Genomic DNA, 24658 nt, shown 5'->3' with positions numbered 1-24658 from the left:
AGTAATGTGACAGACAGATGACGATACCGAAAACCACCCTACCTCCTGTGGGAGTAGGCGCTGCCCACGAAGCTTCGCGGGCAGCGCCTACTCGAACAAGGTCAGGTGTACATCTGCCTGACAGCGTTATCAGCGCTTTTTGGCCAACAGGTACAGACCAACGCAAAAGCCGATCACGCAGATACCCGCCACGTAATACGCCAATGCCATGGGGTAGTCCTTGAGCAGCCAGGTCACCACCATCGGCGTCAGGCCGCCGAAGATCGCGTACGCCAGGTTGTAGGAAAACGACAACCCGGTGAAACGAACCACCGGCGGGAAAGCCTTGACCATCACGTAAGGCACCGCACCGATCACGCCGACCAGCAGGCCAGTGAGGCCATACAGCGGGAACAGCCAGTCCGGGTGCGACTGCAGGCTGTGATACATGACCCACGACGACACGCCCAGGGCCAGGCTGCCCACGGTGAAGACCTTGCCCGCACCGACACGGTCCGCCAGGGCGCCGGCGGCGATGCAACCGATGCTCAGGAACACGATTGCGACGCTATTGGCTTGCAGCGCCAGGCTGGGCGTGAACCCCAGCATCTTCTGCAGGAACACGGTGGGGGTCATCAGAATGACCACGATGATGCCTGCGGACAGCAACCAGGTCAGCAGCATCGATACCACCACCGCCCCCCGGTGATCGCGCAATACCGCTTTGAGCGGAACCTCTGCCGCCAGCGCCTTGCGCTGCTGCAGCTCGGCGAACACCGGCGTTTCATGCAGCCACCGGCGCAGGTACACCGACGCCAGGCCGAATACGCCGCCCAGCAGGAACGGGATACGCCAGGCGAAATCGATCACTTCGGTAGGCAGGTAGATCGTGTTGATGGCCGTGGCCACCAGCGAGCCCAGCAGAATCCCCGAGGTCAGGCCGCAGGTCAGCGTGCCGCAGGCATAGCCGATGTTGCGCGCCGGCACGTGCTCGGACACGAACACCCAGGCGCCCGGCACTTCACCACCAATGGCCGCGCCCTGGATCACGCGCAGCAACAACAGCAGGATCGGTGCCCACATACCGATCTGCGCATAGGTCGGCAGCAGGCCCATGATCAGCGTCGGCACAGCCATCATGAAGATGCTCAGGGTGAACATCTTCTTGCGCCCCAGCAGGTCGCCGAAGTGCGCCATGACGATGCCGCCTAGCGGCCGCGCCAGGTAGCCGGCAGCGAAGATCCCGAAGGTCTGCATCAGGCGCAGCCAATCCGGCATGTCGGCCGGGAAAAACAGCTGGCCGACGACTGCGGCGAAAAACACGAAGATGATGAAGTCGTAAAACTCGAGCGCACCGCCCAGTGCGGACAACGACAGCGTCTTGTAATCATTGCGGGTCAGCGGTCGCGAGGGCTGCGCGACACTCGAAGGCACGGAATTCATCAGAAAACGTCTCTTATTCGATAGATCTTCAACCCCGGTTCAGGGCTGATTACGGCTGGCAGGTGGCGCACGATAGCAAATTGCTACGGAAAACCACATAGAACTGCCGCCAAACGGTCAAAATCGCTTTCTGGCGGTCGTTGTCACCGCATTGCGCCGATATACTGGGCGGTGTTCGAACTAGTTTTGTTACAGATTGTTCTTGCAGGCAATTGTGCGAAAGCGCCGCTACGGTCGGCCCATAGTCGATTTCGCAGAGTTATCCTGGCGCGTCTCGTTACAAAAGCAGCGTAGTATGGCTGTCGAACCGATTTCGAGGCGTAGATCAACCACGCCAACCAGTGAAGCGTCACGGGTCAGAGGGACCCCAGGCATGATTGAACTCGAACAAGAAGATCCGATTCCCCAAGGCGACCTGGCCTTGCAGATCACCGCCCTGCCGCGGGAAACCAACGGCTTCGGCGACATTTTTGGCGGCTGGCTGGTGGCCCAGATGGACCTCGCCGGCACCGCGATGGCCAGCAAGGTCGCAGGCGGGCGTGTGGCCACCGTAGCCATCGACCGCATGGCGTTCCTGGTCCCGGTCGCGGTGGGCGCGCAGTTGTCCTTCTATACCCAGACGCTGGAGATCGGCCGCAGCTCGATCCAGATGATGGTCGAAGTGTGGAGCGATGACCCGCTGTCCAGCGAATGGCGCAAGGTCACCGAAGCGGTGTTCGTGTTCGTCGCCATTGACGGCAGCGGTCGCACCCGCTCGGTGCCGCCGCGACGCTGAGGCCTCCCAGTCATGCGCGGACGTTAAACTTGAGCCGCGGATGACGGTCCATTCCACATCCATGGCTCATGAGCGAGAAGACAGGTATGTCCAAGCACCAGGTTAAAGAGATTACGCTGGGTGAATTGCACGGCTGGCAGATCAATGATGGCCAAGCCGAGTTGTTGGTGCTCGCCCAAGGCGCGCAGGTAGTCAGCTATACCCGCACTGGGCAGCCGCCGCTGATCTGGTTGAACGACCAGTCGCACTTCATCAAGGGCAAGGCGGTCCGGGCTGGCGTGCCAGTATGCTGGCCGTGGTTCGGCAACCTGGCGAAAAACCCGCAGGCGGTGCAAGCCATGCGCGTCAGCGACGAAGCGCCGACCGCACATGGCTTGGTCCGTACCTTGGAGTGGACGCTCAAAGGCATCGAAGATACCGAAGCCGGTGTGCGCATCGAGTTGACCTTGCCCCAGGCCGAGCAAGGATTCCCGGGCTGGGATCACCCGGCCGCGTTAAGCCTGACCATCGTCATGGGCGACAGCCTGAAGTTGAGCCTTACCACCCGCAATATCGGCGCCCAGACACTGGTCTTCAGTCAGGCCCTGCATAGTTATTTCTCGGTCGGCGATGTGCGCCAGATCAGTGTCGAGAGCGTCGCCGGGCTGAGCTACATGGAAACCGTCGGGGTCGAGGACTGGGAGCAGCGCAGCCAGACCGGCCCGCTTAAAGTGACCGGTGAAACCGACCGCGTCTACCTGGCTACGCCGGAGAAACTGACGATCGAGGATCCGCAGCGCAATCGACGCATCGTGCTGAGCCCGAGTGGTTCGAAGAACGCCGTCATCTGGAATCCCTGGATCGACCGCGCCGCCAACCTGGACGACATGGCCAACGATGGCTGGCAACAGATGTTCTGCATCGAGACCGCCAACGTGTTGGACGATGTCGTCACCCTGGCGCCGGGTGCCGAACACACCATGAGTGTGGCGATCGCCAGCGAGGCGTTGTAGGCGGACCTGGACTTGTCTACAGCAGGCCCGACCCCTTCGCGGGCAAGCCTTGCTCCCACACGTGTACGACTGCAGTCCAGTCGACTCTGTGGGAGAGGTCGAGCCTGCCGGCACACGCCCAACGGCCATCACAGATCCGCATCCTCCACCACTCGCACCTTCGAGGCATCCAACGCGTAGGCCGCATCGGCCAGGTCGTTGCTGACCTTCTCCACCTTCAAGCCCCCGATCACCCACAGCGGCGTGTAGATGTCATCGAGCTTGAGCCCCTTGGGATAACGCACCAGCACCATCTGGTTAGGCGGCGGTGGCGGCACATGAATGCAGGCGCCGGGGTACGGCACGAGGAAGAACAGCGTGCTGCGGCCCTTGGCGTCGGTTTCCAGCGGCACCGGATAGCCGCCGATGCGGATGTTCTTGCCATCCATCGCCGCGACCGTCTTGGTCGAGTACATCACCGCTGGCAAGCCCTTGCTCTGCTTGAGCCCACCCTTGTGGGTGAAGTTGCCATCCCCTTCCGGGGTGTTATGGGTGATGTCGGGCATGTCTTCCAGCGCCTTTTGATCCGACTTGGGCATCAGCGCCAGCCAGTCGGTTTCCGGCGGTTCGGCGGCACTGGCCAGCCCGCAGCAGCCGAGCAGCAAGGAGATCAGGAGAATACGGCGCATCGAGGGCTCGGGAAGAGAGGGTTGGGAGAGGGATTCTAGCGTTGCGAGGGGCGATTGTGCAGCAGGGTAATTTGGAGTGTCTGGACGGACTCTTTCGCCGCCGAACGCGCAACCTTGCTCCCATAATGCCAGCCGAGCCGGCGGCGCCAGTGGGAGCAAGGTTGCGCGTTCGGCGGCGAAGAGGCCCAGCCTGACAAAGCAGATCCAGCAACTTGCCTCGCCGATTACTTCCTGCGAATCAGCCCAACGACAACGAGCAGGATGATCGCGCCGACCACTGCACCGATGAAGCCAGCACCCTCGCCCGCGCGGTAGATGCCCAGTGCCTGCCCACCGTAGGTCGCTACCAGCGAACCACCGATACCCAGCAGGATGGTCAAGATCCAGCCCATGCTGTCATCGCCTGGCTTGAGAAAGCGCGCGATCAGACCAACGATCAAACCGATGAAAATAGTGCCGATGATGCCCATGTGAATACCTCTGCATAAAAATTGAAATGATCAACTCCCGATGGGCGTTGGCGTCCTGCAATCAGAGGGTAACCCATTGCAATGGTTCAAATATGACAAACCCGGCAGCGCGCCGGGTTTGTAGGTGAAGGCTATAAAACCACAGCCATCAGTCGCCGATCAGCGCTTCGACCGCCGCGATCCGTTGCTGCAACGTGGCCAGATCGGCGCTGCGCAGAGTGGCATGGCCGACCTTGCGTCCGGCCTTGAAGGCCTTGCCGTAGTGATGCAGGTGGCAGTCTTCAAGGGCGATGACGCTGCTCACCGACGGCACTTCGCCGATGAAGTTGAGCATCGCGCTCTCGCCCAGCTTGGCGGTAGAACCCAGCGGCAAACCGGCCACCGCGCGCAAGTGGTTCTCGAACTGGCTGCACTCGGCGCCTTCGATGGTCCAGTGCCCGGAGTTGTGCACGCGCGGGGCGATCTCGTTGGCCTTGAGGCCGCCGTCGACTTCGAAGAACTCGAACGCCATGACGCCTACGTAATCGAGTTTTTCCAGCACCCGGGCCGAGTAGTCCTCGGCCAACGCCTGCAGCGGATGGTCGGTGCTGGCGATCGACAGGCGCAGGATGCCGTTGTCATGGGTGTTGTGCACCAGCGGGTAGAAGCGCGTCTCGCCATCACGGGCGCGCACGGCGATCAGCGACACTTCACCCGTGAACGGCACGAAGCCCTCAAGCAGGCAGGCAACGCCGCCGAGCTCGGCAAAAGTACCGACCACGTCGGCCGCGCTGCGCAGGACCTTCTGGCCCTTGCCGTCGTAGCCCAGGGTGCGGGTCTTGAGTACCGCAGGCAGGCCGATGGTGGCCACCGCAGCGTCAAGATCGGCCTGGGACTGGATGTCGGCGAAGGCCGGGGTGGGAATACCCAGGTCCTTGAACATGCTCTTCTCGAACCAGCGATCGCGGGCGATACGCAAGGCGTCGGCGCTCGGGTAGACCGGCACGAACTGCGAGAGGAAAGCGACGGTTTCAGCCGGCACGCTTTCGAACTCGAAGGTCACCAGGTCAACTTCGTCGGCCAGTTGGCGCAAGTGATCCTGATCGCCATAGTCGGCACGCAGGTGCTCGCCCAGCGAAGCGGCGCAGGCGTCCGGGGCGGGGTCGAGAAACGCGAAATTCATGCCCAACGGAGTACCCGCCAGGGCCAGCATGCGGCCCAGCTGGCCGCCACCGATAACACCGATCTTCATACTGCGAACCTCATGTTGCCCACTTCAGGCCTGGCGCGGGTCTGGATTGTCCAGGACGGTATCCGTCTGCTCGACACGGAACTGCTTGAGCGCGACGTGGAATTGCGGGTGCTTGGCGCCCAGGATGCTCGCCGACAACAGCGCGGCATTGATGGCGCCAGCCTTGCCGATCGCCAGAGTAGCGACCGGCACGCCCGCAGGCATCTGCACGATGGACAGCAACGAATCGACACCCGAGAGCATGGACGACTGCACCGGCACACCGAGCACCGGCAGGTGCGTCTTGGCCGCGCACATGCCCGGAAGGTGAGCCGCACCACCGGCGCCGGCGATGATCACCTCAAGCCCACGGGCTTCGGCTTCCTCGGCGTACTGGAACAGCAGGTCCGGAGTGCGGTGGGCGGAGACCACCTTGACCTCGAACGGAATGCCGAGCTTGTCCAGCATGTCGGCGGTGTGGCTAAGGGTGGACCAATCGGACTTGGAGCCCATGATCACGCCAACCAGTGCACTCATCGTCGAGCCTCTTTCTCTTGGGCGCCCGCAGGCGCGTCAAAAAACAACAAGCCACGCGGGGAAACCAGCGTGGCTTGTTATGCGATTTAAGGCCGGTCGAACCGGCCAAAGGCCGCGCAGTATAGCGCAAGTTTCGGGCAGATACGCCCCCCATCCGGCGCACCGGGGAAATGTGTCTGTATGCCTACTGTCGAGTTGAAGGCGCCTAATAAGACGGCAGTCGCGCGTGATGGAAGCGCCTGCCTCAACCTATACTCAAGGAAGAACCCACCATGAAAAATTTCGCAAAAGCCCGCTATCTTGCCATTACCGCGCTCGTCTCGTTGAGCATGATCGCCGGCCAGGCATTCGCCAGACCTCAACCCCTGCAGATCACGCTGTTCGTCCATCAGGACGTGACGTTATCTACGGAACAGCTGCACAAGGACTATTTATCGCACTGGGAAAAAGCCATGACCGATATCAGCGGTCGTGAAGTGGAATTCGAATACATCACCGAGCCGAACGACGTCACCACGATGAACTATCGCAACGACAACAATTCGGAACTGCTCAACGAGATCACCAAACTCACCCGCTGGCACTTCCAGGCGAACGAAAAGCCAGGAAATGGCCAGTTGCAGAAAGCTCTGCTGTTGACCACCGACCCGATGAATGCTGAGACCCACGGCCTGACCTCTCACTTGCACAATGCCGGCATCGCCTCGCTCACTGCCTACAGCAACGTTGCCCATGAACTGGGCCACATGTTCGGTGCTACCCATGAGAACGCCAAGAGCGGTTGGAGCCTGTGCGATTCCTTCATGGCGTGGCGCAACCCGATTAAAGCCCATTGCAATGCGTTCAGCGAAGCCAACGAGGACTTGATCGGCGAGCACTTGATCCAATTCCCTTGATGCCGCCCCTGCGCCTGCGCTTTCAGCCTCAAGCCGAGTCAGGCGTACCTGAGCATCGCAGCCTACGCGCAGGGGCAGTGACTGATCTCCAGTTTTGCACCTGCGCCCCCTATATCTACCTGTTCTCGGGACCGCGAATCGAACTCCGCCCCCGGTGCTGCTTCATAGCCACCATTAGCACAGATAAAGTTTTTAGCCTGCTCGCCCACCCGGGCGATACCGACTGTCAGCCGAGCCCATACAGGCTCAAGCTCCAGCGCTCGCCGCCTCCAGCTTGCGCCACAGCAGCCGCACTTGCGCATTGCGCATCAGCGCGCAGCGGTAGAGGCGAATCTCCAGCGGGATTTGCCACTGCGCTCCGCCGCACTGCACCAGCTCGCCACGGCCCAGTTCGGCCGAGACGCTGAGCCGCGGTACCCAGGCGATACCCAACCCCTCCAACGCCATGCTCTTCAGGCTGTCGGCCATGGCTGTCTCGTACACCGTGGTGTAGCGCAACTTATGCTGACGCAGCAGCAGGCTCACCGAACGACCGAGAAACGCCCCCGCGCTGTAGGCCAGCAACGGCACGCTGCCCTCGCCCTCCAGCTCGAACAGTGGCTGGCCGTCGGCTGCGGCGGCACACACCGGCAGCATCTCGGTCTGCCCCAGGTGCAGCGACGGGAAGATTTCCGGGTCCATCTGCAGCGCCGCATCCGGATCGTAGTACGCCAGCATCAGGTCGCAGCCGCCCTCGCGCAGGGCATGCAAGGCATCGCCGACATTGGTCGCCACCAGCCGCGTGGCGATGTTCAGGCCCTCGTTGCGCAGCTGCGCGATCCAGCGCGGGAAAAACCCCAGGGCCAGCGAATGCGCCGCTGCCACTTGCATGACTTCGCCCTGACCACCTTCGAGGTGGTGCAAATGGCGCAGCACTTCACCGAGCTGCTCGACCACCGTGCGCGCCGTGACCAGAAACAACTGCCCCGCCTCGGTCAGCTCCACCGGGGTGCGCGAGCGGTTCACCAGCGTCAGGCCCAGTGCTGCTTCAAGGCTGCGGATTCGCCGGCTGAACGCCGGCTGAGTGACAAAGCGGCGCTCCGCCGCCTGGGAGAAACTGCGCGTGGCCGCCAGGGCACTGAAGTCTTCAAGCCACTTGCTTTCGAGGTTCATGGTTGCGCTTGCCTCACACGTCCGATCAAAGACTGTCGTCACATCAACATTATGCCGATTGTGCATAGCTTAGCGTGCAACAGCATTGGAGCTCAAATCCGCGCCAGCCTAGTATTGGCGCCACTCCGGTGCTCACCGGCCCCTAGTCCGAGACTATATCTATCATGTCCTCCGCTGCATCATCGCGCATCGAAAAAGACCTGCTTGGCGTTCTCGAAGTACCCGCCGAAGCCTATTACGGCATTCAGACTCTGCGAGCAGTGAACAACTTCCGCTTGTCCGGCGTGCCGCTGTCGCACTACCCCAAGCTGGTGGTAGCACTGGCGATGGTCAAACAGGCGGCCGCCGATGCCAACCATCAGCTCGGCCACCTGAGCACGGCCAAGCATGCCGGCATCAGCGAAGCCTGTGCGCGCCTGGTTCGCGGTGATTTCCACGACCAATTCGTGGTGGACATGATTCAAGGCGGTGCTGGCACTTCGACCAACATGAATGCCAACGAAGTGATCGCCAACATCGCCCTTGAGGCGATGGGCCACAACAAGGGTGAGTACCAGTACCTGCACCCCAACAACGACGTGAACATGGCGCAGTCGACCAACGACGCCTACCCGACCGCCATCCGCCTGGGCCTGCTGCTGGGCCATGACGCGCTGCTGGCCAGCCTCGACAGCCTGATCCAGGCCTTCGCAGCCAAGGGTGTCGAGTTCGCCCACGTACTGAAGATGGGCCGCACCCAGCTGCAGGACGCCGTGCCGATGACCCTCGGCCAGGAATTCCGTGCCTTCGCCACGACCCTGACCGAAGACCTCAACCGCCTGCGCACCCTGGCCCCGGAACTGCTCACCGAAGTGAACCTGGGCGGCACCGCGATCGGCACCGGCATCAACGCCGACCCGGGCTACCAGTACCTGGCCGTGTCGCGCCTGGCGACCATCAGCGGCCAACCGCTGGTACCGGCTGCCGACCTGATCGAAGCAACCTCCGACATGGGCGCCTTCGTGCTGTTCTCGGGCATGCTCAAGCGTACTGCGGTCAAGCTGTCGAAGATCTGCAACGACCTGCGCCTGCTGTCCAGCGGCCCGCGTACCGGCATCAACGAAATCAACCTGCCGGCGCGTCAGCCAGGCAGCTCGATCATGCCGGGCAAGGTCAACCCGGTGATTCCGGAGGCGGTGAACATGTGCGCCTTCGAAATCATGGGCAACGACCTGGCCCTGACCATCGCCGCCGAAGGCGGGCAATTGCAGCTCAACGTCATGGAACCGCTGATCGCCTACAAGATCTTCGACTCGATCCGCCTGCTGCAACGCGCCATGGACATGCTGCGCGAGCACTGCATCGTCGGCATCACCGCCAACGAGCAACGCTGCCGCGAGCTGGTCGAGCACTCCATTGGCCTGGTCACCGCGCTCAACCCCTACATCGGCTATGAAAACGCCACCCGCATCGCCCGTATCGCTCTTGAAAGTGGCCGCGGCGTGCTGGAACTGGTGCGCGAAGAAGGCCTGCTCGACGACGTCATGCTCGCCGACATCCTGCGCCCGGAAAACATGATCGCGCCGCGTCTGGTTCCTCTCAAGGCCTGATGCCGGCACTGCTCACCAGGTCGAGAGACTAGACACCTCTCACCTTTTGAGGGCTCGCAGCTTCTGGCTGCGGGCCCTTTTTTTATTCACTGTGCGAGAATCACGGGGCTGCCGAGGGCCTCTTCGCCGGCGAAACTTGCACAAAATTCCAAGATCGACCCTGGATTGGCTCCCAATCCAACAACCAATACAAACAGGACTGGCCATGACCTCTCCCGCGCAACACATCAAGGTTCTCTATACCGGAGGCACCATCGGCATGCAGGCCAGCGCCAACGGCCTCGCCCCGGCCTCGGGCTTCGAGGCGCGGATGCGCGCGCAACTGGATGCCCAGCCTGAACTGCAGGTGCCGCACTGGACCTTCCTCGAACTGCTGCCACTGATCGACAGTGCCAATATGTCGCCCGCGTACTGGCAGCTGCTGCGCGAAGCCATCGTGCATGCCGTGCTGGTAGACAAGTGCGATGCTGTCCTGGTGCTGCACGGCACCGACACCCTGGCCTACAGCGCCGCCGCCTTGAGCTTCCAACTGCTGGGTTTGCCCGCCCCGGTACTGTTCACCGGCGCCATGCTGCCGGCCGGCGCGGCGGATAGCGACGCCTGGGAAAACCTTAATGGCGCCCTGCTGGCCCTTGGCGCAGGCCAACCCGCTGGCGTGCAGCTGTATTTCCATGGCGAACTGCTGCCACCGAGCCGCTGCGCCAAGATCCGCAGCTTCGGCCGCCACCCGTTCCGCGCCCTGCAACGCAATGGCGGCGGCACAGCCGTCGGCGCCCTGCCGAGCCAGCTCGACTACCGCCAGCCCAAGGCCCAGGCCAAAGTCGGCGTACTCCCACTGGTACCGGGCTTCGACGTGCGCCTGCTGCAGGCGGTACTCGACAGCGGCATCCAGGCGCTGATACTCGAATGCTTCGGCAGCGGCACCGGCCCGAGCGACAACAGCCTGTTCATCGAAGCCCTGCGCAACGCGCGCAACCGCGGCATCATCGTGGTGGCGATCACTCAATGCCATGAAGGCGGCGTGGAGCTGGATGTGTATGAAGCCGGCGCACGCCTGCGCGATGTAGGTGTGCTATCGGGCGGCGGCATGACCCGCGAGGCCGCCTTGGGCAAGCTGCATGGCTTGCTGGGCGTGGGCTTGAGCTTCGACGAGGTGCGCCGTTTGGTAGAGCTGGATCTGTGTGGTGAACTGCTGGGTTGATCGGGAGAAGCCCTCTCCGGTGAGGGTGGTCTCAAGTCCGTCTTCACGCCTTGATCACACCAACGCCGGCAACCGCTCGTCCTGGGCGTCGCGCAGCATCGAGTCGAGGTTTTTCTCGATGTTCTGACACAGAGCGGTCATCTGGATTTCGTGCTCGCTGGCCAGGAACGGGCTTTGCAGCGCGCTGCCGATCTTCTCGATTGCCAGCAGCATGAAACCCACAACGGTGGAGGCCAGCGGCGTGTACCAACCCAGCGTTTCCACCAGCCCGATCGGCACGATGATGCAGAACAGGGTGATGAACAGCTTCGGGAACATCACATAGGGATAGGGCAATGGCGTGTTGGCGATACGCTCCATGCCGCCCTGGCAGTTGGAAATTTCCACTAGCGTCGACTCGAGCCTGGCCATGCGGATGCTGTCCAGGCGTCCGGCGCGGTACTCCTTGACCAGCAAGGCGGCCGAGCTGTTGAGCAAATCGTTGGGGAAGTTATTGGTGGTCTGCGCCTTGGCGAATTCCTGCGCTGAAATGTATTGCAGCACCTCTTCATCGCATGGCCGGCCCTTGAGGTGCGCCGACAGACACTTCACATAGGCCACATGGCGGCGCAGCAAGGTCGCCTTGACCGGGTTGATGCCGTGATCATCGTCGATCAGGGTAAGAATCTGCCGCGCGAAACTGCGCGAGTTGTTGACCAGCGCGCCCCACAGCGTGCGGGCTTCCCACCAACGGTTGTAGGCACTCGAATTACGAAAACTGGTCAGCACCACCAGCGCCGAACCCAGCAGTGTCAAGGGCAGCGCTGGCAACGTGTACTTACGCTCCAGAAACAGCATGAAATCGACGGTGACAATCACGTCCCAGATCAGCAGCCAGAACAACGACCAGCCGATGTAGGTCACGGTCTTGCGAACCAATAGAAGCTTTTTGACGATCATTTCCGGCATGCGTTAAATCCTGTTGGAAGAGCCTGGGCGCCAATGCGCACAAGAGGGTTCGAATCCGAAAAGCGTCGAGGGTTCGCGAGATAGAGCGCTAGAGTGATTCAAATCGTTTCAGCGCCAAGCTTTATCCAACTTGCCCAGCGCCTCACGAATCGCCGGTTCCGGCACCGCCGCAAAACCAAGCACCAGCCCACTCTTGTCCACACCACTGCCCGGCAGCCAATAACTTGCGAGCGGCGTCATCTCAACCCCCACCGCAGCCGCCTTATCCAGCAATTCGCGCTCCCGCTCAGGGTTATCCACAGGCACTTTCACATGCAATCCTGCCGACACCTCAGGCAGGGGCCCGCACCCGGCGATATCCGCTGGCCAATGCGCCAGCAAGGTATCACGGCGACTCAACGCGGCCCGGCGCATCCGGCGGATGTGCCGTTGAAAATGACCGTCGGCGATAAATTGCGCCATTACCGCCTGGCTGCCGATTTCCAGGCTGCGACCCTCTACACCCAGGCGCCGGACGAAGGTCTGCACCAAGGCTGGCGGTAACACCAGATAACCCAGGCGCAACGCCGGGAACGCCACTTTGCCGAACGTGCCCACGTACAACACGCGCCCGTGCCGATCCAGTGCCGCCAGGGGTGCCAACGGGGCACCGCTGTAGCGATATTCGCCGTCGTAGTCATCCTCGATGATCCAGCCGTTGCGCCGCTGCGCCCACTCCAGCAGGGCCAGCCGGCGGCTCAGGCTCAGCGTCACGCCCGTAGGGTATTGATGGGCGGGCGTCACGTAGGCCAGGCGGCAATCGTCCAACGCGTCGAGTTGCGCGGTGTCGAAGCCCTCTTCATCCACCGCTACACCGTGCAGCCGCGCCCCGGCATTGGCCAGCGCGTGAATGGCAGCCCGGTAGCCCGGGTTTTCCACAGCGACACTGTCGCCGGGCTCGATCAGCAGCTGTGCACAAACGCTTATTGCCTGCTGTGCACCACAGGTGATCAGAATCTGCTCAGGTGTGCACTGCAAGCCTCGGGAGCTGCGCAGGTAAGCGGCGATCAGCTCGCGTAACCGTGCATCCCCCGCCGGGTCGCCATAGCCCAGTCGGGCAAGATCGGCCTTGCGCCAGAAAGCCCCGTGCAGCTTGGCCCAAACGTCGAAAGGGAACAGATCGAAGGCTGGAATCCCCACGCGAAATGCACCAGGTTCTCCGCCTCGTGGATTGGCAACGTGGTGATTATCCAAGCGTCTGGCGCACTGGGTTTGCAACGCTGAACTGTATGAATCCACAGTCAAAGGGGCCACTTTTGTGGATAACCCTGGGGATAAGCCTGTGCTTAACCCTGTGGATATATTTGTGGATAGTTTTTTTGTGGCACTGCCACTTGACGCTATCTGCGTCACTATTTCGGCGATATAGGTTCCGTCCCCTACCCGTCCCTCGATAAAGCCTTCGGCATATAGCTGATCATAGGCGCGCACCACGCTGTTACGCGATATGCCCAGGGCCTTGGCCAGGTCGCGGCTGGCCGGCATTCGTGTGCCACAGCCGAGTTTGCCCTCGAGCACGCGCGTGCGCAGCGCCTGGTACAGCTGACGGCTGAGCCCTTGGCGACGGTCGAGCTGAATGCCGGAGGGATCGAAGGGCAGAGCGACGGGGCTGACCATAAACGATTGGACCTGGCTAAATAGCAATTAATGGATCTTGGACAAGGCCAATATCATGCCTAGGATGAATGCATCCGTCACAGGAATCACGCCATGTACACGCCCGCTGCGTTTCGCCTCGACTCTCTGCCCGAGCTGCACGGGCATATCCTCGCCACGCGCCTGGCGATCCTGGTCAGCCATGGGCCGGATGGCCTCGAGGCCAGCCACATACCGCTGTTGCTGGAGCCGGATGCCGGTGAGTTCGGCACCTTGCACGGGCATCTGGCGCGGGCCAATCCGCACTGGCGGGCGTTGGCCGCAGGTGAGGTGATGGTGATCTTCCCTGGCGTGGATGCCTATATCAGCCCCGGGTTTTATGCGGCCAAGGCCGAGCACGGCAAGGTGGTGCCGACCTGGAACTACGAGACCGTGCACGCTTACGGCCAGGCCGAAGTATTCACCGATGCGCAGCGCTTGCTGCAGGTAGTCAGTGGCCTGACCGACCGCCATGAAGCGCGCCAGGCGCAGCCGTGGTCGGTCAGCGATGCGCCAGCGGACTACATCGACGGCATGCTCAGGGCCATCGTCGGGTTTTCCATCCCGATTGCTCGCCTGCACGGCAAGCGCAAGCTTGGCCAGAATCGTTCGACCGCCGATTTGCAGGGGGTCAAGGCCGGGTTGAGTGCCAGTAGGGATCCCGGTGATCAGGCCCTCGCTGGCGCAATGAAAAACCTTTGATGCTAACTGCCTGAAGCACGCTACAGGTCGTGTCAGGTACGACAACTGAGGTCGACACTCAGCCTTCGCGGGCAAGCCTTGCTCCTACAGGTATATGGCTCAGAGAGCGTGCTCGCGAATAGGCCCTCCGCATCGACACAAACCCCCCGGCCAGCCCCCAAGGATTCCAATCCATGACCGTCACCCTCCGCCCCGTCACCGCCGCCGACCACAGCCACTGGCTGCCCCTGTGGCAGGCCTACCAGCGTTTCTACAACACTGACATCCCCGCCGAGGTCACGGCCGTCACCTGGGCGTGCATGCTCGACACCGCCGAACCGATCAACGCCGCACTGGCCTGGCAAGATGGGGTGGCGGTCGGCATGGTCCACTACATTTATCATCGTTCTTGCTGGTCGATAGAGAACTCTTGCTATCTACAGGATCTAATCGTCGACACTACTGTGCGCGGCACCGGTATTGGTCGCCAGTTGATTGAATTCGTCTACGCTAGCGCCAAGCGTGATGGCTGCATCAAAGTTCACTGGCTGACTCACGAGACCAACAGCACAGCGATTACACTGTACGAGCGCGTCGCCGAACGCCCGGGCTATATCCAATTTCGCCAGTCCCTCCAGGAGCTTCCATGTCGACTCGAGAATTAAACTGGAAAACGGTACCCAAGCCTGTTGCCAGCACCCTCACCGGACGCTTCGTGCGCCTCGAAAAGCTCGACCCCGTGCGCCATAGCGATGACCTGTGGGAGGCGCTGCAAGGCGCCGGTGCCGACCCGGTGTTCTGGGATTTCCTGCCGTATGGCCCGTTCAAGGACCGCGAACTGTTCGATATCTGGCTCGACGGCTATGCCATCAGCGACGATCCGCTGGGCTTTTGCGCGGTCGATGTGGCCACCGGCAACGCCGAAGGCATCCTCAGCCTGATGTCCATCTTCCCCGCCCACGGCCGTCTGGAAATCGGTCACGTGGCCTTCGGCGCCCCCATGCAACGCACCCCAAAGGGCACCGAAGCGGTCTATCTGCTGGCCAAGCTGGCCTTCGAGTTGGGGTACCGGCGTGTCGAATGGAAGTGCGACAACGCCAACCTGCGCTCGCGCCGCGCTGCCGAGCGCTTTGGCTTCAGCCCCGAGGGCGTATTCCACCAGCACATGGTGGTCAAAGGCCGTAACCGCGACACCGCCTGGTTCGCGATCATGGACGAGCAATGGCCGATGATCGAATCCGGCTTCGAAATCTGGTTATCGGAGACCAACCAGACCGCGAGCGGCCAGGTGAAAACGCTGCCCGAGTGCCGCCAGCCGACCTTGGTAGCGGGCTGAAAAGCTTAGCGTGCAGACCCCGCTCCCACAGTTAATGCAATCTCTGTGGGAGCGGGCTTGCCCGCAAACGCGCCAGCCGCATCTCAACCACACCCAGCGTTTGTAGCAAATTATTCAGCTATATAAAAAAACCGTAATATTAAATCGCTATACAAGACGGCCCACCCAACAACAAGCCGTCGTCATGACTTATCCACAGCACCGACTCGCCCTCGCTATTGCCTTGGCCACTCTGGCCGGTCCGGTTCATGCCGTCAGCGGCACCGTCAGCACCGCCACCACGGCCCAGCAGGAACTCAGCGGCTCCGACCACCTGACCGTCACCAGCACCGGCAGCATCATCTATTCCGCCAGCAAGGCGGTAAGCCTCAAGGGCGCCACCAGCGGCACCGGTGTGGTTGTGGATAACTCCGGCCTGATCAAATCCACCACTGGCCGGGCCATTGACAGCAGCGGCTCGGAGGCGTCGTCGCGCAACTACGTCATCAACAACTTGCGCGGAGCGACCATCGACGGCTACGACGACGCCCTGCGTATCGACAGCAATTTCGCGGGAGGCAGCTTCACCCTCAACAACCGCGGCACCATTCATTCTTCCACCGGCCAGGGGCTGGATCTCGACGCGGTGCGCGATGGCGGCGTCGCCATCACGGTCAATAACTACGCCGGTGCGCTGATCCGTGGCGATGCCAGCGACGGCATGAAAACCGGCAGCAACGCGACGATTTTCAACTGGGGCGAGATATCCACAGGCGACAGCCACACCGACGAGCAAAAATACGACGGCATCGATATCGATACGGCCAGCAACGTCACGGTACAGAACTACGGCATCATCAGCGGCGGCCGGCATGGCATCACCACCGATAACGGCGCGACGCTGGCCAACTTCCGGGGCGGCGAGATCACCGGGCGCAATGGCTCGGGTTATGGCTCGGACGGCAATGGCACGGTGTACAACTGGGGCATCATCACTGGCGCCTATGCCGGCCTCAAGGCCAACGGCGATGGTGACGGCGTCGACATCGACCTCATCGGCCACATCGAAAACTACGGCATCATCCAGGGCACTGGCGCTGGCGGCGTCGACAAGAACGGCTTCGCCAACGGCAGCGAAGGCATCGCGCTGGGCGGCGGCTATGTGTTCAACGCCAGCGGCGCGCTGGTGAGCGGTGCCAACAACGGCATTCTGGTAGACGACGGCAGCAACGGCGCCGGTGTCGGCGCGACGACCATCATCAACCAAGGCACCATCCAAGGCTTGAACGGCTTCGGTATCAATCTGGTCGGCGAGTACAAGGACAGAGTCACCAACAGTGGCTTGATCAGCGGCAGCAATGGCCTGGCGTTGGGCCTTGGCGGTGGCGACGACACTCTCGTCGTACTGACCGGCGGGCGCTTCGCAGGCCTGGTGGACGGCGGCACCGGCCGCGATCAGGTGATCCTCGACGCCGCTGGCGGCAGTGGTGGCACCTTTGGCGCCAGCCAGAACTTCGAATGGCTGCAGGTCAATCAAGGCGCCTGGACCCTGACCGGTAGCGGCGACTTCAGCGAGGGCGGAGCGATCGCCAACGCTGCCACATTGATCAACCAGGGCGGCGTGGCGGGCACCCTCACTGTGGACAACGGCGGCGTGTATGCCGGTGGCGGCAGCGTCGGCAACCTGATCGTCAATGGCACGTTGCTGACCAACAGCACCCTGGGCACCGCCACCATCAACCACGACCTGACCCTGAACAGCGGCGCCACGCTCGCCTATGGCGTCAATGCCGACGGCACCAGTGCGCCGTTGAGCGTTGGCGGTACCGCTTACCTCAATGGCGCGACCCTGGCCGTGCAGCCTAGCGCCGGCGACTATCCGTGGCTGAGCCACTACACGGTGCTGCAGGCCGGCGCGGTCACTGGCACCTTCGGCAAAGTCACCAGCGACTATGCATTCCTGACCCCGACCCTCAGCTACACCGCTACCCAGGTCGACCTCGCCTACGCACGCAACGATGTCGCCTTCGCCAATTACGCCACCAACAGCAGCGACCGCAACGCCGCCAGCAGCATCAGTCAGCTGGGCCAGGGCAATGCGCTGTATAACGCGGTGCTCAACACCAGCACCGCCACCGCCAGCAGCGCCATCACTCAATTGAGCGGCGCCACCACCGCCAGCCTTGGCGCCGCGACCCTGGCGGGCAGCGCGCAAGTGGGCAGCAGCATGTTGGCGGCCATGCAGTCGATGAGCAGCAACGGCGCGCTGATGGTCGGCCTCGATGACAAGGACACCCCGATCCTGGTGGACACGGGTGTGCCCGCCAGCGCCCGCAATCTCAACGACCCCAACGCCCAGGGCCGCCTATGGCTGCAAGGCCTGAGCAGCTACGGCAAGCTCGACGGCAGCAATGGCAGCAGCGCCGTGGAGCAGCGCACCCACGGCGCCGTGCTGGGCGCCGACTGGGCGATACCCAGCGACTGGCGCCTTGGCGTGCTGGGCGGTTACTCGAAAACCGGCCTGGATGCCTCGGGCCTGAGCGGAGATATCGACAGCTGGCACCTGGGCGTTTACGCGCAACACTACAGCGGGCCCTTGGCGTTGCGCCTGGGCGCGGCCTACAGCGGTCACGACGGATCGAGCAAACGCCAGGTCAGTTTCAGTGGCTTCAACGACACCCCGCGCGGCGATTATCACGCCAACAGCCAGCAGGCCTTCGCCGAGCTGGGCTATGCGCTGGGCAGCGGCCGCCTCAATCTCGAACCCTTCGCCAACCTCGGCTACCAACGCTACCACCGCAACAGCTATCAAGAGAAAGGCGGCGCTGCGGCAATGGACGTCAACGCCCAGACACAGGACAACGTCACCACTACCCTGGGCCTGCGCTTCGCTCATCTGACTCAGCTGGACAACGGTATCAGCCTGACGCCACGAGGCAGCCTGGGCTGGCGGCACACGTATGGCGATGTAGATTCATCCACGAAGCAGGCGTTTCTTGCCGGCGGCAGTGCGTTCAGCGTGCAAGGCACGGCGCTGGATCGGGACAGCCTGATGGTGGAAGCGGGGCTGGATGTAGGCTTCAGTGCGCGGCAGAGTCTGGGGTTGGGGTACAGCGGCGAGTTGGGCAGTAATAGCCGCAATCATGCGGTGATCGGGCAGTGGCAGTTGCGGTTTTGATCCATAGGATTTGTGGTGACCGACCAGGCCTCTTCGCCGCCGAACGCGCAACCTTGCTCCCAAAGGGGTTGCCTCTGCGGGAGCAAAGCTTGCTCGCGAAGAGGCCAGTACTGACCACATAAAAAAGGGGGCGCCAAACTGCGACGCCCCCTCGAGGTAAGCTTTTTACGGTCGGCGCCTTAACCGGCGACGATCTCCACCAGCACTTCGCCCGGATTCACTCGGTCGCCCTTGGCCACATGGATGGCTGCGACCTTGCCAGCGATCGGCGCCTGAACTTCGGTTTCCATCTTCATCGCCTCGGTGATCAGCACCGCCTGGCCGGTCTTGACCACATCGCCTTCCTTGACCAGCACATCGACGATGTTGCCTGGCATCGAGGTGCTCACATGGCCCGGCTCGGTGGCATGTTGACGCTTGCTGCCACCGCCACCGCCGACGAACTCGTTGAGTGGCTCGAACACCACCTCTTCGGGCACGCCATCGATCGACAGGTAGAAGTGCCGCTTGCCGCTGTTCTTCACGCCGACACCAGTGATATCCACGCGGTAGCTCTCGCCGTGCACATCGATGACGAACTCGGTGGGCACGCCCTCGCCGCCCGCCGACGCCACTGCACCCGCTTGCGGAATCGGCAGCAGAATTTCCGGGGTCAAGGTGCCGGCTTCACGCTCTTCGAGGAACTTGCGCCCGATGTCCGGGAACATCGCGAACGTGAGCACGTCCTCTTCGGACTTGGCCAGCTCGCCGATGTCCTTGCGCAGCTTGTCCATCTCCGGCTTGAGCAGATCGGCCGGGCGCACGTCGATCACCTCTTCGCTGCCGATGGCCTGGCGCCGCAGTTTCTCGTCGACCACACCCGGCGCGGCCCCGTAGCCACCCTGCAGGTACAGCTTCACCTCGTTGGTGATGGTCTTGTAGCGCTCGCCGGCCAGCACGTTGAAGAACGCCTGGGTGCCGACGATCTGCGAGGTCGGCGTCACCAGCGGCGGGTAACCGAGGTCCTTGCGTACCCGTGGGATCTCGGCCAACACCTCACTCATGCGGCTCAGGGCGCCCTGCTCCTTGAGCTGGTTGGCGAGGTTGGAAATCATCCCGCCCGGCACCTGGTTGACCTGCACGCGGGTGTCGACCGCAGTGAATTCGCTCTCGAACTGGTGATACTTCTTACGCACCGCGTAGAAGTACAGGCCGATTTCCTGCAGCAGTTCCAGGTCCAGGCCCGTGTCGAACTCGCTGCCCTTGAGCGCCGCGACCATCGACTCGGTGCCCGGATGGCTGGTGCCCCAGGCGAAGCTGGAGATGGCGGTGTCGATATGGTCGGCACCGTTCTCGATCGCCTTGAGCTGGCACATCGCAGCCAAACCGGCGGTGTCGTGGGAATGGATGAACACCGGCAGCGACTGCTCGGCCTTCAGCGCCTTGACCAGTTCGCCCGTGGCATAAGGGGTCAGCAAGCCGGCCATGTCCTTGATCGCCACCGAGTCACAGCCCATGGCTTCCATCTGCTTGGCCTGGGCAACAAAGGCGCCGATGGTGTGCACCGGGCTGGTGGTGTAGGCGATGGTGCCTTGGGCGTGCTTGCCGGCGGCCTTCACGGCTTCGATGGCGACGCGCAGGTTACGCACGTCGTTCATGGCGTCGAAAATGCGGAACACGTCGATGCCATTCGCCGCGGCCTTGGCCACGAACGCGCGGACCACGTCGTCGCTGTAATGGCGATAGCCGAGCAGGTTCTGACCGCGCAGGAGCATCTGCAGGCGAGTGTTGGGTAGCGCGGCGCGCAATTGGCGCAGGCGCTCCCACGGGTCTTCCTTGAGGAAGCGGATGCAGGCGTCGAAGGTCGCCCCGCCCCAGACTTCCAGCGACCAGTAGCCGACCTTGTCGAGCTTGTCGCAGATCGGCAGCATGTCTTCGGTGCGCATGCGGGTCGCCAGCAGGGACTGGTGGGCATCGCGCAGGATGGTATCGGTGACGGTGATTTTCTTGGACATCAGGTATTCCTCACAGGCCTGCGTGGGCGGCAATGGCGGCGGCGATGGCCAGGGCCAGCTCCTCGGGTTTGCGCTTGATCGAGTAGTTGGTCAGCTCGGGGTGGCTTTCGACGAAGCTGGTGTTGAACTGGCCGCTGCGAAATTCCGGATTGCGCAGGATTTCCTGGTAATAGGCGGCGGTGGTCTTCACCCCTTGCAGGCGCATGTCGTCGAGCGCGCGCAGCCCGCGGTCCATGGCTTCTTCCCAGGTCAGGGCCCAGACCACCAGCTTCAGACACATGGAGTCGTAGAACGGCGGGATGGTATAGCCGGTGTAGATCGCCGTGTCGGTGCGCACGCCCGGGCCGCCCGGCGCGTAGTAGCGAGTGATCTTGCCGAAGCTGGGGAGGAAGTTGTTTTTCGGGTCCTCGGCGTTGATGCGAAATTGCAACGCATAGCCGCGGTGCTGGATGTCTTCCTGCTTGACCGAGAGCGGCAGCCCGGAGGCGATGCGAATCTGTTCGCGGACGATATCGATACCGGTGATTTCCTCGGTGATGGTGTGCTCCACCTGCACGCGCGTGTTCATCTCCATGAAGTACACCTCGCCCTCGGCGAGCAAAAACTCCACGGTGCCGGCGTTTTCGTAGCCCACGGCCTTGGCGGCGCGCACCGACAGATCGCCGATGTAGGCGCGCTGCTCGGGGGTCAGTTGCGGGCTGGGGGCGATCTCGATGAGCTTCTGGTTGCGGCGCTGGATCGAGCAGTCGCGCTCGAACAGGTGCACGACGTTGCCGAAGCTGTCACCGAGGATCTGCGCCTCGATGTGCTTGGGATTGACGATGCACTTTTCCAGGAACACCTCGGCCGAACCGAAGGCCTTGGTGGCTTCCGAAATCACCCGCGGGAAGGCCTGCTCGAGTTCTTCGCGGCTGTTGCAGCGGCGGATACCACGCCCGCCACCTCCGGAGGTGGCCTTGAGCATCACCGGGTAGCCGATGCGGTCACCTTCGACCAGCGCCTCGGCCAGATCCGCGACGTTTCCCTCGGTGCCCGGCGTGACCGGCACCCCGGCCTTGATCATGCTGCGTCGCGCTTCGGTCTTGTCACCCATGCGCCGGATCACTTCAGCCGACGGGCCGATGAATTTGATCCCGCGTTCGGCGCAGATGTCCGCCAGCTCGGCGTTTTCGGACAAAAAGCCATAGCCCGGGTGCAGGGCATCGCAGCCCGTTTCCACCGCCAGGTTGACCAGTTTGCGTGGGTTCAGGTAACCGGCCAGCGGCTCGGCGCCCAACCCGTAGGCCTCGTCGGCACGCTTGACGTGCAGCGCCTGGCGGTCGGCGTCGGAATAGACCGCCACCGAGCGAATGCCCATCTCGGCGCAAGCACGCACGATTCGCACGGCGATCTCACCACGGTTGGCGATCAGGATCTTTTTTATCACGTTGGACGTTCCTCGACCGTTATCTCGATCGACCCGGCAGGGCCGATCAGTGCATGACCAGTCCTACACCGCTGGTCGCCCTTTCACACTAGCGCTACGCGACGATTAACAAAAATCAATAATTATTGGCTGCTACATAAGTAAATACTTATAATTGCCGTATCGCCTACCCCAGAGCCCCCATAAAAATGCGTAAGTCATTGATGCGTATGACCTTGCGTCAGCTTCAGGTTTTCAACGAGGTGTGCGATCTGCGCTCGTATAGCCGCGCCGCCGTCGAAATGTCGCTGACGCAACCCGCGGTCAGTCTGCAAATTCGGCAGTTAGAAGAGTTGGTCGGCCAGCCGCTGTTCGAATACGTGGGCAAGAAGCTGTACCTGACAGAAGCAGCCGAGGCCCTGCAGCGGGCCAGTCGGGACATTTTTGGGCGCTTGGAAAGCCTCGATATGCAGCTGTCCGACTTGCAAGGGTCGCTTCAAGGTCAATTGAAGCTTGCTGTGGAGTCGAGCGCCAAATATTTCACCCCACATTTGTTTGCAGCCTTCAAGAAACTGCACCCCGAGGTCAACCTTAGCCTCACGGTGGTCAACCGCGCACAGGTGATTCGCCGACTGTCGGATAACCGCGACGACCTGGTGATCATGTCCATGGTGCCCCAGGACATGGGGCTGGAATTCATGCCCTTCCTCAACAATCCTATCGTCGCCGTGGCGCTGCCGGATCACCCACTAAACGGCTTGGGACGTCTGCGGTTACAGGATCTGGAGCCGTTCACGTTGGTCGTGCGCGAGCAAGGCTCGGGCACACGCACGGCTTGCGAGGAGTACTTCAAGGAGAAGCGCGTGCACTTCACCCAGACCCTGGAGGTCGCCTCGTCGGATGCTCAACGCGAGTGCGTGATGGCAGGGCTGGGGGTGGCATTGCTGACGCGGCATGCGGTCAACATGGAATTGGCGACCAGCGTGCTCAAAGAACTGCCGATCGACGAGCTGCCGCTGTATCGCAGTTGGTGCATCGTGCAAGCCAAGGCCAAACGCCCATCACCGGTGGCGCAGGCCTTCGCGGCTTTTATCCGCAGCGAACGCGCACAGATCAGCGCGCTGGCTGAGCGCTTTGCCGGGCGGCTGCCGCTGGTGCCTGCCACAACATGAGGTCGGGGTAGTCGGCGATTTCCTGATTGAGCCGACGCTCGTCGGAGTAGGATTCGATGGCACGGCGAAACGCCATACGGCGTTGGTCTTCCTGCTGTTTGCGGGTTTTGGCGGAGGGGCTGGTGCCGTCTTCGTATCGAGTCATGAGCTGTCTCCCAGTGCGAGTGCGGGAATACAGGATGCGGGGGGATGGTTACGGTTTGGCGGCGTGTAGATGACGGCGGTGTGAAGGTGGGATTTTGCAAGCCATGTCGGCGCTTCTCGGGCTAAACCAGCTGTGGGAGCAAGGCTTGCCCGCGAGGGGCGCGCCGCGATGTAAAGCCTGGCGCCTACTCCTCGTGCTTCACCGACTTGGGCGACAACCGCAATCCACGCAAGCTGCGCTTCACGCTCTTCAGGTGATTCACCAGGCTCGGCCCGCGCGCCATCGCCACGCCCATCGCTAGCACATCGATCACCACCAGATGGGCGATCCGCGAGGTCAACGGGGTGTAAATCTCGGTGTCTTCATGCACATCGATCGCCAGATTGACCGTCGCCAGTTCCGCCAGCGGCGTCTGGCTCGGGCACAGGGTGATCAAGGTCGCGCCGGAATCACGCACCAAGTTGGCAGTAATGAGCAAATCCTTGGAGCGGCCAGACTGGGAAATACACACCGCCACGTCGCCCTCCTTGAGAGTGACCGCCGACATCGCCTGCATGTGCGGGTCCGAATAGGCGGCTGCGGTCAGCAACAAACGGAAAAACTTGTGCTGCGCATCTGCGGCCACCGCGCCCGAAGCACCAAAGCCGTAGAAGTTGATGCGATCGGCGTTGGACATGGCCGTCACCGCCCGCTGCAACGCCAGCGGATCGAGGTTTTCCCGAACCTCCATCAGCGTGTGCAAGGTGGTGTCGAAAATCTTCAGGCTGTAGTCCGAGACCGAGTCGTCTTCATGAATCGCGAACTGCCCGAAGCTCGCCCCCGCCGCCAGGCTTTGCGCCAGCTTGAGTTTGAGGTCCTGAAAACCGCTGCAACCGATGGCGCGGCAGAAGCGCACGATGGTCGGCTCGCTGATGCCCACCTGATGGGCCAGATCGGCCATGGAACTGTGCATCACCGCTGCCGGGTCAAGCAGCACGTGGTCGGCCACCTTGAGCTCCGACTTGCGTAACAGGTGACGGGATTGCGCGATGTGTTGCAACAGGTTCAAGGGCAGGACTCGGACAGGTCGATGGGCTGATGTAGCTACGTTGTAGTTATACTACATGGTCGGAAAAACGCCCAGTTAAAGGATGATCAGAAAACCCCCGCTCGACCGTTCGTCAGGCAGGTCCATAACGTCGTCCACGCCTTGGGGGGAACGTTTTGGCTATACCGGCGACAGCCAGAATCGCCC

General features: G+C 62.2%; 22 protein-coding genes. 10 read left to right on the top strand and 12 right to left on the bottom strand.

Going from position 1 to position 24658, the window contains the following annotated elements; all coding sequences use genetic code 11:
- Positions 1 to 129: 129 nt before the first annotated feature.
- Positions 130 to 1422 carry an MFS transporter gene (locus tag LIX93_RS10165; protein WP_226503910.1) on the bottom strand — a complete coding sequence of 431 codons (1293 nt, stop codon included), beginning with the start codon at positions 1420 to 1422 and terminating at the stop codon, positions 130 to 132.
- 373 nt (positions 1423 to 1795) lie between these two features.
- Between LIX93_RS10165 and LIX93_RS10160 the strand changes: the two genes are divergently transcribed.
- Both LIX93_RS10160 and LIX93_RS10155 read left to right on the top strand, forming a co-directional pair.
- A complete protein-coding gene (locus tag LIX93_RS10160; RefSeq protein ID WP_008366910.1) occupies positions 1796 to 2197 on the top strand; it encodes an acyl-CoA thioesterase in 402 nt (133 codons plus the stop codon).
- An 86-nt stretch (positions 2198 to 2283) separates the two neighbouring features.
- Entirely contained in the window at positions 2284 to 3189 is a 906-nt protein-coding gene (locus LIX93_RS10155) for a D-hexose-6-phosphate mutarotase (protein WP_226503909.1), read from the top strand.
- Between the two features lie 128 nt (positions 3190 to 3317).
- Here the strand turns inward: LIX93_RS10155 and LIX93_RS10150 are convergent, their stop codons facing one another.
- The 4 genes from LIX93_RS10150 to purE form a co-directional block, all read right to left on the bottom strand.
- On the bottom strand, positions 3318 to 3857 hold the full coding sequence (locus LIX93_RS10150; protein WP_226503908.1) for a DUF3299 domain-containing protein: 540 nt from the start codon (positions 3855 to 3857) through the stop codon (positions 3318 to 3320).
- 224 nt (positions 3858 to 4081) lie between these two features.
- Positions 4082 to 4327 (bottom strand): GlsB/YeaQ/YmgE family stress response membrane protein, encoded by a 246-nt coding sequence (locus tag LIX93_RS10145; protein WP_226503907.1) that lies wholly within the window; start codon positions 4325 to 4327, stop codon positions 4082 to 4084.
- A gap of 148 nt (positions 4328 to 4475) precedes the next feature.
- The gene (locus tag LIX93_RS10140; protein ID WP_226503906.1) at positions 4476 to 5558 is read right to left on the bottom strand and encodes a 5-(carboxyamino)imidazole ribonucleotide synthase; all 1083 of its coding nucleotides are present in this window, start codon (positions 5556 to 5558) and stop codon (positions 4476 to 4478) included.
- A gap of 24 nt (positions 5559 to 5582) precedes the next feature.
- Positions 5583 to 6074: a 5-(carboxyamino)imidazole ribonucleotide mutase gene (gene purE, locus LIX93_RS10135; protein ID WP_226503905.1), complete on the bottom strand. Its 492-nt coding sequence runs from the start codon at positions 6072 to 6074 to the stop codon at positions 5583 to 5585.
- A 272-nt stretch (positions 6075 to 6346) separates the two neighbouring features.
- Here purE and LIX93_RS10130 point away from each other — a divergent pair, with 272 nt between their 5' ends.
- Positions 6347 to 6970 (top strand): reprolysin-like metallopeptidase, encoded by a 624-nt coding sequence (locus tag LIX93_RS10130; RefSeq protein WP_226503904.1) that lies wholly within the window; start codon positions 6347 to 6349, stop codon positions 6968 to 6970.
- 246 nt (positions 6971 to 7216) lie between these two features.
- On the opposite strand, the gene LIX93_RS10125 is transcribed toward LIX93_RS10130, so the two are convergent.
- Positions 7217 to 8122 carry a LysR substrate-binding domain-containing protein gene (locus LIX93_RS10125; RefSeq protein WP_226503903.1) on the bottom strand — a complete coding sequence of 302 codons (906 nt, stop codon included), beginning with the start codon at positions 8120 to 8122 and terminating at the stop codon, positions 7217 to 7219.
- A 164-nt stretch (positions 8123 to 8286) separates the two neighbouring features.
- On the opposite strand from LIX93_RS10125, the gene LIX93_RS10120 reads away from it, so the two are divergent.
- Positions 8287 to 9711: an aspartate ammonia-lyase gene (locus tag LIX93_RS10120; RefSeq protein WP_226503902.1), complete on the top strand. Its 1425-nt coding sequence runs from the start codon at positions 8287 to 8289 to the stop codon at positions 9709 to 9711.
- 205 nt (positions 9712 to 9916) lie between these two features.
- On the top strand, positions 9917 to 10912 hold the full coding sequence (locus tag LIX93_RS10115) for an asparaginase (RefSeq protein ID WP_226503901.1): 996 nt from the start codon (positions 9917 to 9919) through the stop codon (positions 10910 to 10912).
- Positions 10913 to 10966: 54 nt separating this feature from the next.
- On the opposite strand, the gene LIX93_RS10110 is transcribed toward LIX93_RS10115, so the two are convergent.
- Both LIX93_RS10110 and LIX93_RS10105 read right to left on the bottom strand, forming a co-directional pair.
- Complete coding sequence (locus LIX93_RS10110) at positions 10967 to 11860, bottom strand: bestrophin family ion channel (RefSeq protein ID WP_226503900.1); 894 nt, start codon at positions 11858 to 11860, stop codon at positions 10967 to 10969.
- Between the two features lie 108 nt (positions 11861 to 11968).
- On the bottom strand, positions 11969 to 13516 hold the full coding sequence (locus LIX93_RS10105) for a PLP-dependent aminotransferase family protein (RefSeq protein ID WP_226503899.1): 1548 nt from the start codon (positions 13514 to 13516) through the stop codon (positions 11969 to 11971).
- Between the two features lie 93 nt (positions 13517 to 13609).
- Here LIX93_RS10105 and LIX93_RS10100 point away from each other — a divergent pair, with 93 nt between their 5' ends.
- From LIX93_RS10100 to LIX93_RS10085, 4 genes are all read left to right on the top strand, one after another.
- Positions 13610 to 14236: an FMN-binding negative transcriptional regulator gene (locus LIX93_RS10100; protein WP_226503898.1), complete on the top strand. Its 627-nt coding sequence runs from the start codon at positions 13610 to 13612 to the stop codon at positions 14234 to 14236.
- A gap of 173 nt (positions 14237 to 14409) precedes the next feature.
- Positions 14410 to 14880 (top strand): GNAT family N-acetyltransferase, encoded by a 471-nt coding sequence (locus LIX93_RS10095; protein WP_226503897.1) that lies wholly within the window; start codon positions 14410 to 14412, stop codon positions 14878 to 14880.
- Positions 14862 to 15551 (top strand): GNAT family protein, encoded by a 690-nt coding sequence (locus LIX93_RS10090; protein WP_226503896.1) that lies wholly within the window; start codon positions 14862 to 14864, stop codon positions 15549 to 15551. The genes LIX93_RS10095 and LIX93_RS10090 overlap by 19 nt, the downstream gene beginning before the upstream one ends.
- Before the next feature lie 184 nt (positions 15552 to 15735).
- Positions 15736 to 18708 (top strand): autotransporter domain-containing protein, encoded by a 2973-nt coding sequence (locus tag LIX93_RS10085; protein ID WP_226503895.1) that lies wholly within the window; start codon positions 15736 to 15738, stop codon positions 18706 to 18708.
- Between the two features lie 179 nt (positions 18709 to 18887).
- Here the strand turns inward: LIX93_RS10085 and oadA are convergent, their stop codons facing one another.
- The gene (gene oadA, locus LIX93_RS10080; RefSeq protein ID WP_226503894.1) at positions 18888 to 20702 is read right to left on the bottom strand and encodes a sodium-extruding oxaloacetate decarboxylase subunit alpha; all 1815 of its coding nucleotides are present in this window, start codon (positions 20700 to 20702) and stop codon (positions 18888 to 18890) included.
- 10 nt (positions 20703 to 20712) lie between these two features.
- Positions 20713 to 22128 carry an acetyl-CoA carboxylase biotin carboxylase subunit gene (locus tag LIX93_RS10075; protein WP_226503893.1) on the bottom strand — a complete coding sequence of 472 codons (1416 nt, stop codon included), beginning with the start codon at positions 22126 to 22128 and terminating at the stop codon, positions 20713 to 20715.
- A gap of 203 nt (positions 22129 to 22331) precedes the next feature.
- On the opposite strand from LIX93_RS10075, the gene LIX93_RS10070 reads away from it, so the two are divergent.
- A complete protein-coding gene (locus LIX93_RS10070) occupies positions 22332 to 23279 on the top strand; it encodes a LysR family transcriptional regulator (RefSeq protein WP_226504444.1) in 948 nt (315 codons plus the stop codon).
- Here LIX93_RS10070 and LIX93_RS10065 read toward each other — a convergent pair.
- Positions 23221 to 23424 carry a hypothetical protein gene (locus tag LIX93_RS10065; protein WP_226503892.1) on the bottom strand — a complete coding sequence of 68 codons (204 nt, stop codon included), beginning with the start codon at positions 23422 to 23424 and terminating at the stop codon, positions 23221 to 23223. The genes LIX93_RS10070 and LIX93_RS10065 overlap by 59 nt on opposite strands.
- 184 nt (positions 23425 to 23608) lie before the next feature.
- Positions 23609 to 24472 (bottom strand): transcriptional regulator HexR, encoded by an 864-nt coding sequence (gene hexR, locus LIX93_RS10060; RefSeq protein ID WP_226503891.1) that lies wholly within the window; start codon positions 24470 to 24472, stop codon positions 23609 to 23611.
- Between the last annotated feature and the right edge of the window lie 186 nt (positions 24473 to 24658).

Origin of the sequence: Pseudomonas sp. MWU16-30317, from assembly GCF_020515695.1 — a bacterium.
In the GTDB taxonomy this organism is placed as follows: Bacteria; Pseudomonadota; Gammaproteobacteria; order Pseudomonadales; family Pseudomonadaceae; genus Aquipseudomonas.
Note: the sequence above shows the minus strand (reverse complement) of the source record. Positions and strands in the feature narration are given on the sequence as shown.

What these genes read in the sequence shown, in the direction of transcription:
- LIX93_RS10095 (WP_226503897.1), top strand. Translation starts at nt 14,410, where the DNA reads ATGACCGTCACCCTCCGCCCCGTCACCGCCGCCGACCACAGCCACTGG.
- LIX93_RS10120 (WP_226503902.1), top strand. Translation starts at nt 8,287, where the DNA reads ATGTCCTCCGCTGCATCATCGCGCATCGAAAAAGACCTGCTTGGCGTT.
- LIX93_RS10125 (WP_226503903.1), bottom strand. Translation starts at nt 8,122, where the DNA reads ATGAACCTCGAAAGCAAGTGGCTTGAAGACTTCAGTGCCCTGGCGGCC.
- oadA (WP_226503894.1), bottom strand. Translation starts at nt 20,702, where the DNA reads ATGTCCAAGAAAATCACCGTCACCGATACCATCCTGCGCGATGCCCAC.
- LIX93_RS10130 (WP_226503904.1), top strand. Translation starts at nt 6,347, where the DNA reads ATGAAAAATTTCGCAAAAGCCCGCTATCTTGCCATTACCGCGCTCGTC.
- LIX93_RS10165 (WP_226503910.1), bottom strand. Translation starts at nt 1,422, where the DNA reads ATGAATTCCGTGCCTTCGAGTGTCGCGCAGCCCTCGCGACCGCTGACC.
- LIX93_RS10145 (WP_226503907.1), bottom strand. Translation starts at nt 4,327, where the DNA reads ATGGGCATCATCGGCACTATTTTCATCGGTTTGATCGTTGGTCTGATC.
- LIX93_RS10105 (WP_226503899.1), bottom strand. Translation starts at nt 13,516, where the DNA reads ATGGTCAGCCCCGTCGCTCTGCCCTTCGATCCCTCCGGCATTCAGCTC.
- LIX93_RS10085 (WP_226503895.1), top strand. Translation starts at nt 15,736, where the DNA reads ATGACTTATCCACAGCACCGACTCGCCCTCGCTATTGCCTTGGCCACT.
- LIX93_RS10110 (WP_226503900.1), bottom strand. Translation starts at nt 11,860, where the DNA reads ATGCCGGAAATGATCGTCAAAAAGCTTCTATTGGTTCGCAAGACCGTG.
- LIX93_RS10115 (WP_226503901.1), top strand. Translation starts at nt 9,917, where the DNA reads ATGACCTCTCCCGCGCAACACATCAAGGTTCTCTATACCGGAGGCACC.
- LIX93_RS10150 (WP_226503908.1), bottom strand. Translation starts at nt 3,857, where the DNA reads ATGCGCCGTATTCTCCTGATCTCCTTGCTGCTCGGCTGCTGCGGGCTG.
- LIX93_RS10070 (WP_226504444.1), top strand. Translation starts at nt 22,332, where the DNA reads ATGCGTATGACCTTGCGTCAGCTTCAGGTTTTCAACGAGGTGTGCGAT.
- LIX93_RS10100 (WP_226503898.1), top strand. Translation starts at nt 13,610, where the DNA reads ATGTACACGCCCGCTGCGTTTCGCCTCGACTCTCTGCCCGAGCTGCAC.
- LIX93_RS10155 (WP_226503909.1), top strand. Translation starts at nt 2,284, where the DNA reads ATGTCCAAGCACCAGGTTAAAGAGATTACGCTGGGTGAATTGCACGGC.
- LIX93_RS10090 (WP_226503896.1), top strand. Translation starts at nt 14,862, where the DNA reads ATGTCGACTCGAGAATTAAACTGGAAAACGGTACCCAAGCCTGTTGCC.
- LIX93_RS10160 (WP_008366910.1), top strand. Translation starts at nt 1,796, where the DNA reads ATGATTGAACTCGAACAAGAAGATCCGATTCCCCAAGGCGACCTGGCC.
- LIX93_RS10065 (WP_226503892.1), bottom strand. Translation starts at nt 23,424, where the DNA reads ATGACTCGATACGAAGACGGCACCAGCCCCTCCGCCAAAACCCGCAAA.
- LIX93_RS10140 (WP_226503906.1), bottom strand. Translation starts at nt 5,558, where the DNA reads ATGAAGATCGGTGTTATCGGTGGCGGCCAGCTGGGCCGCATGCTGGCC.
- purE (WP_226503905.1), bottom strand. Translation starts at nt 6,074, where the DNA reads ATGAGTGCACTGGTTGGCGTGATCATGGGCTCCAAGTCCGATTGGTCC.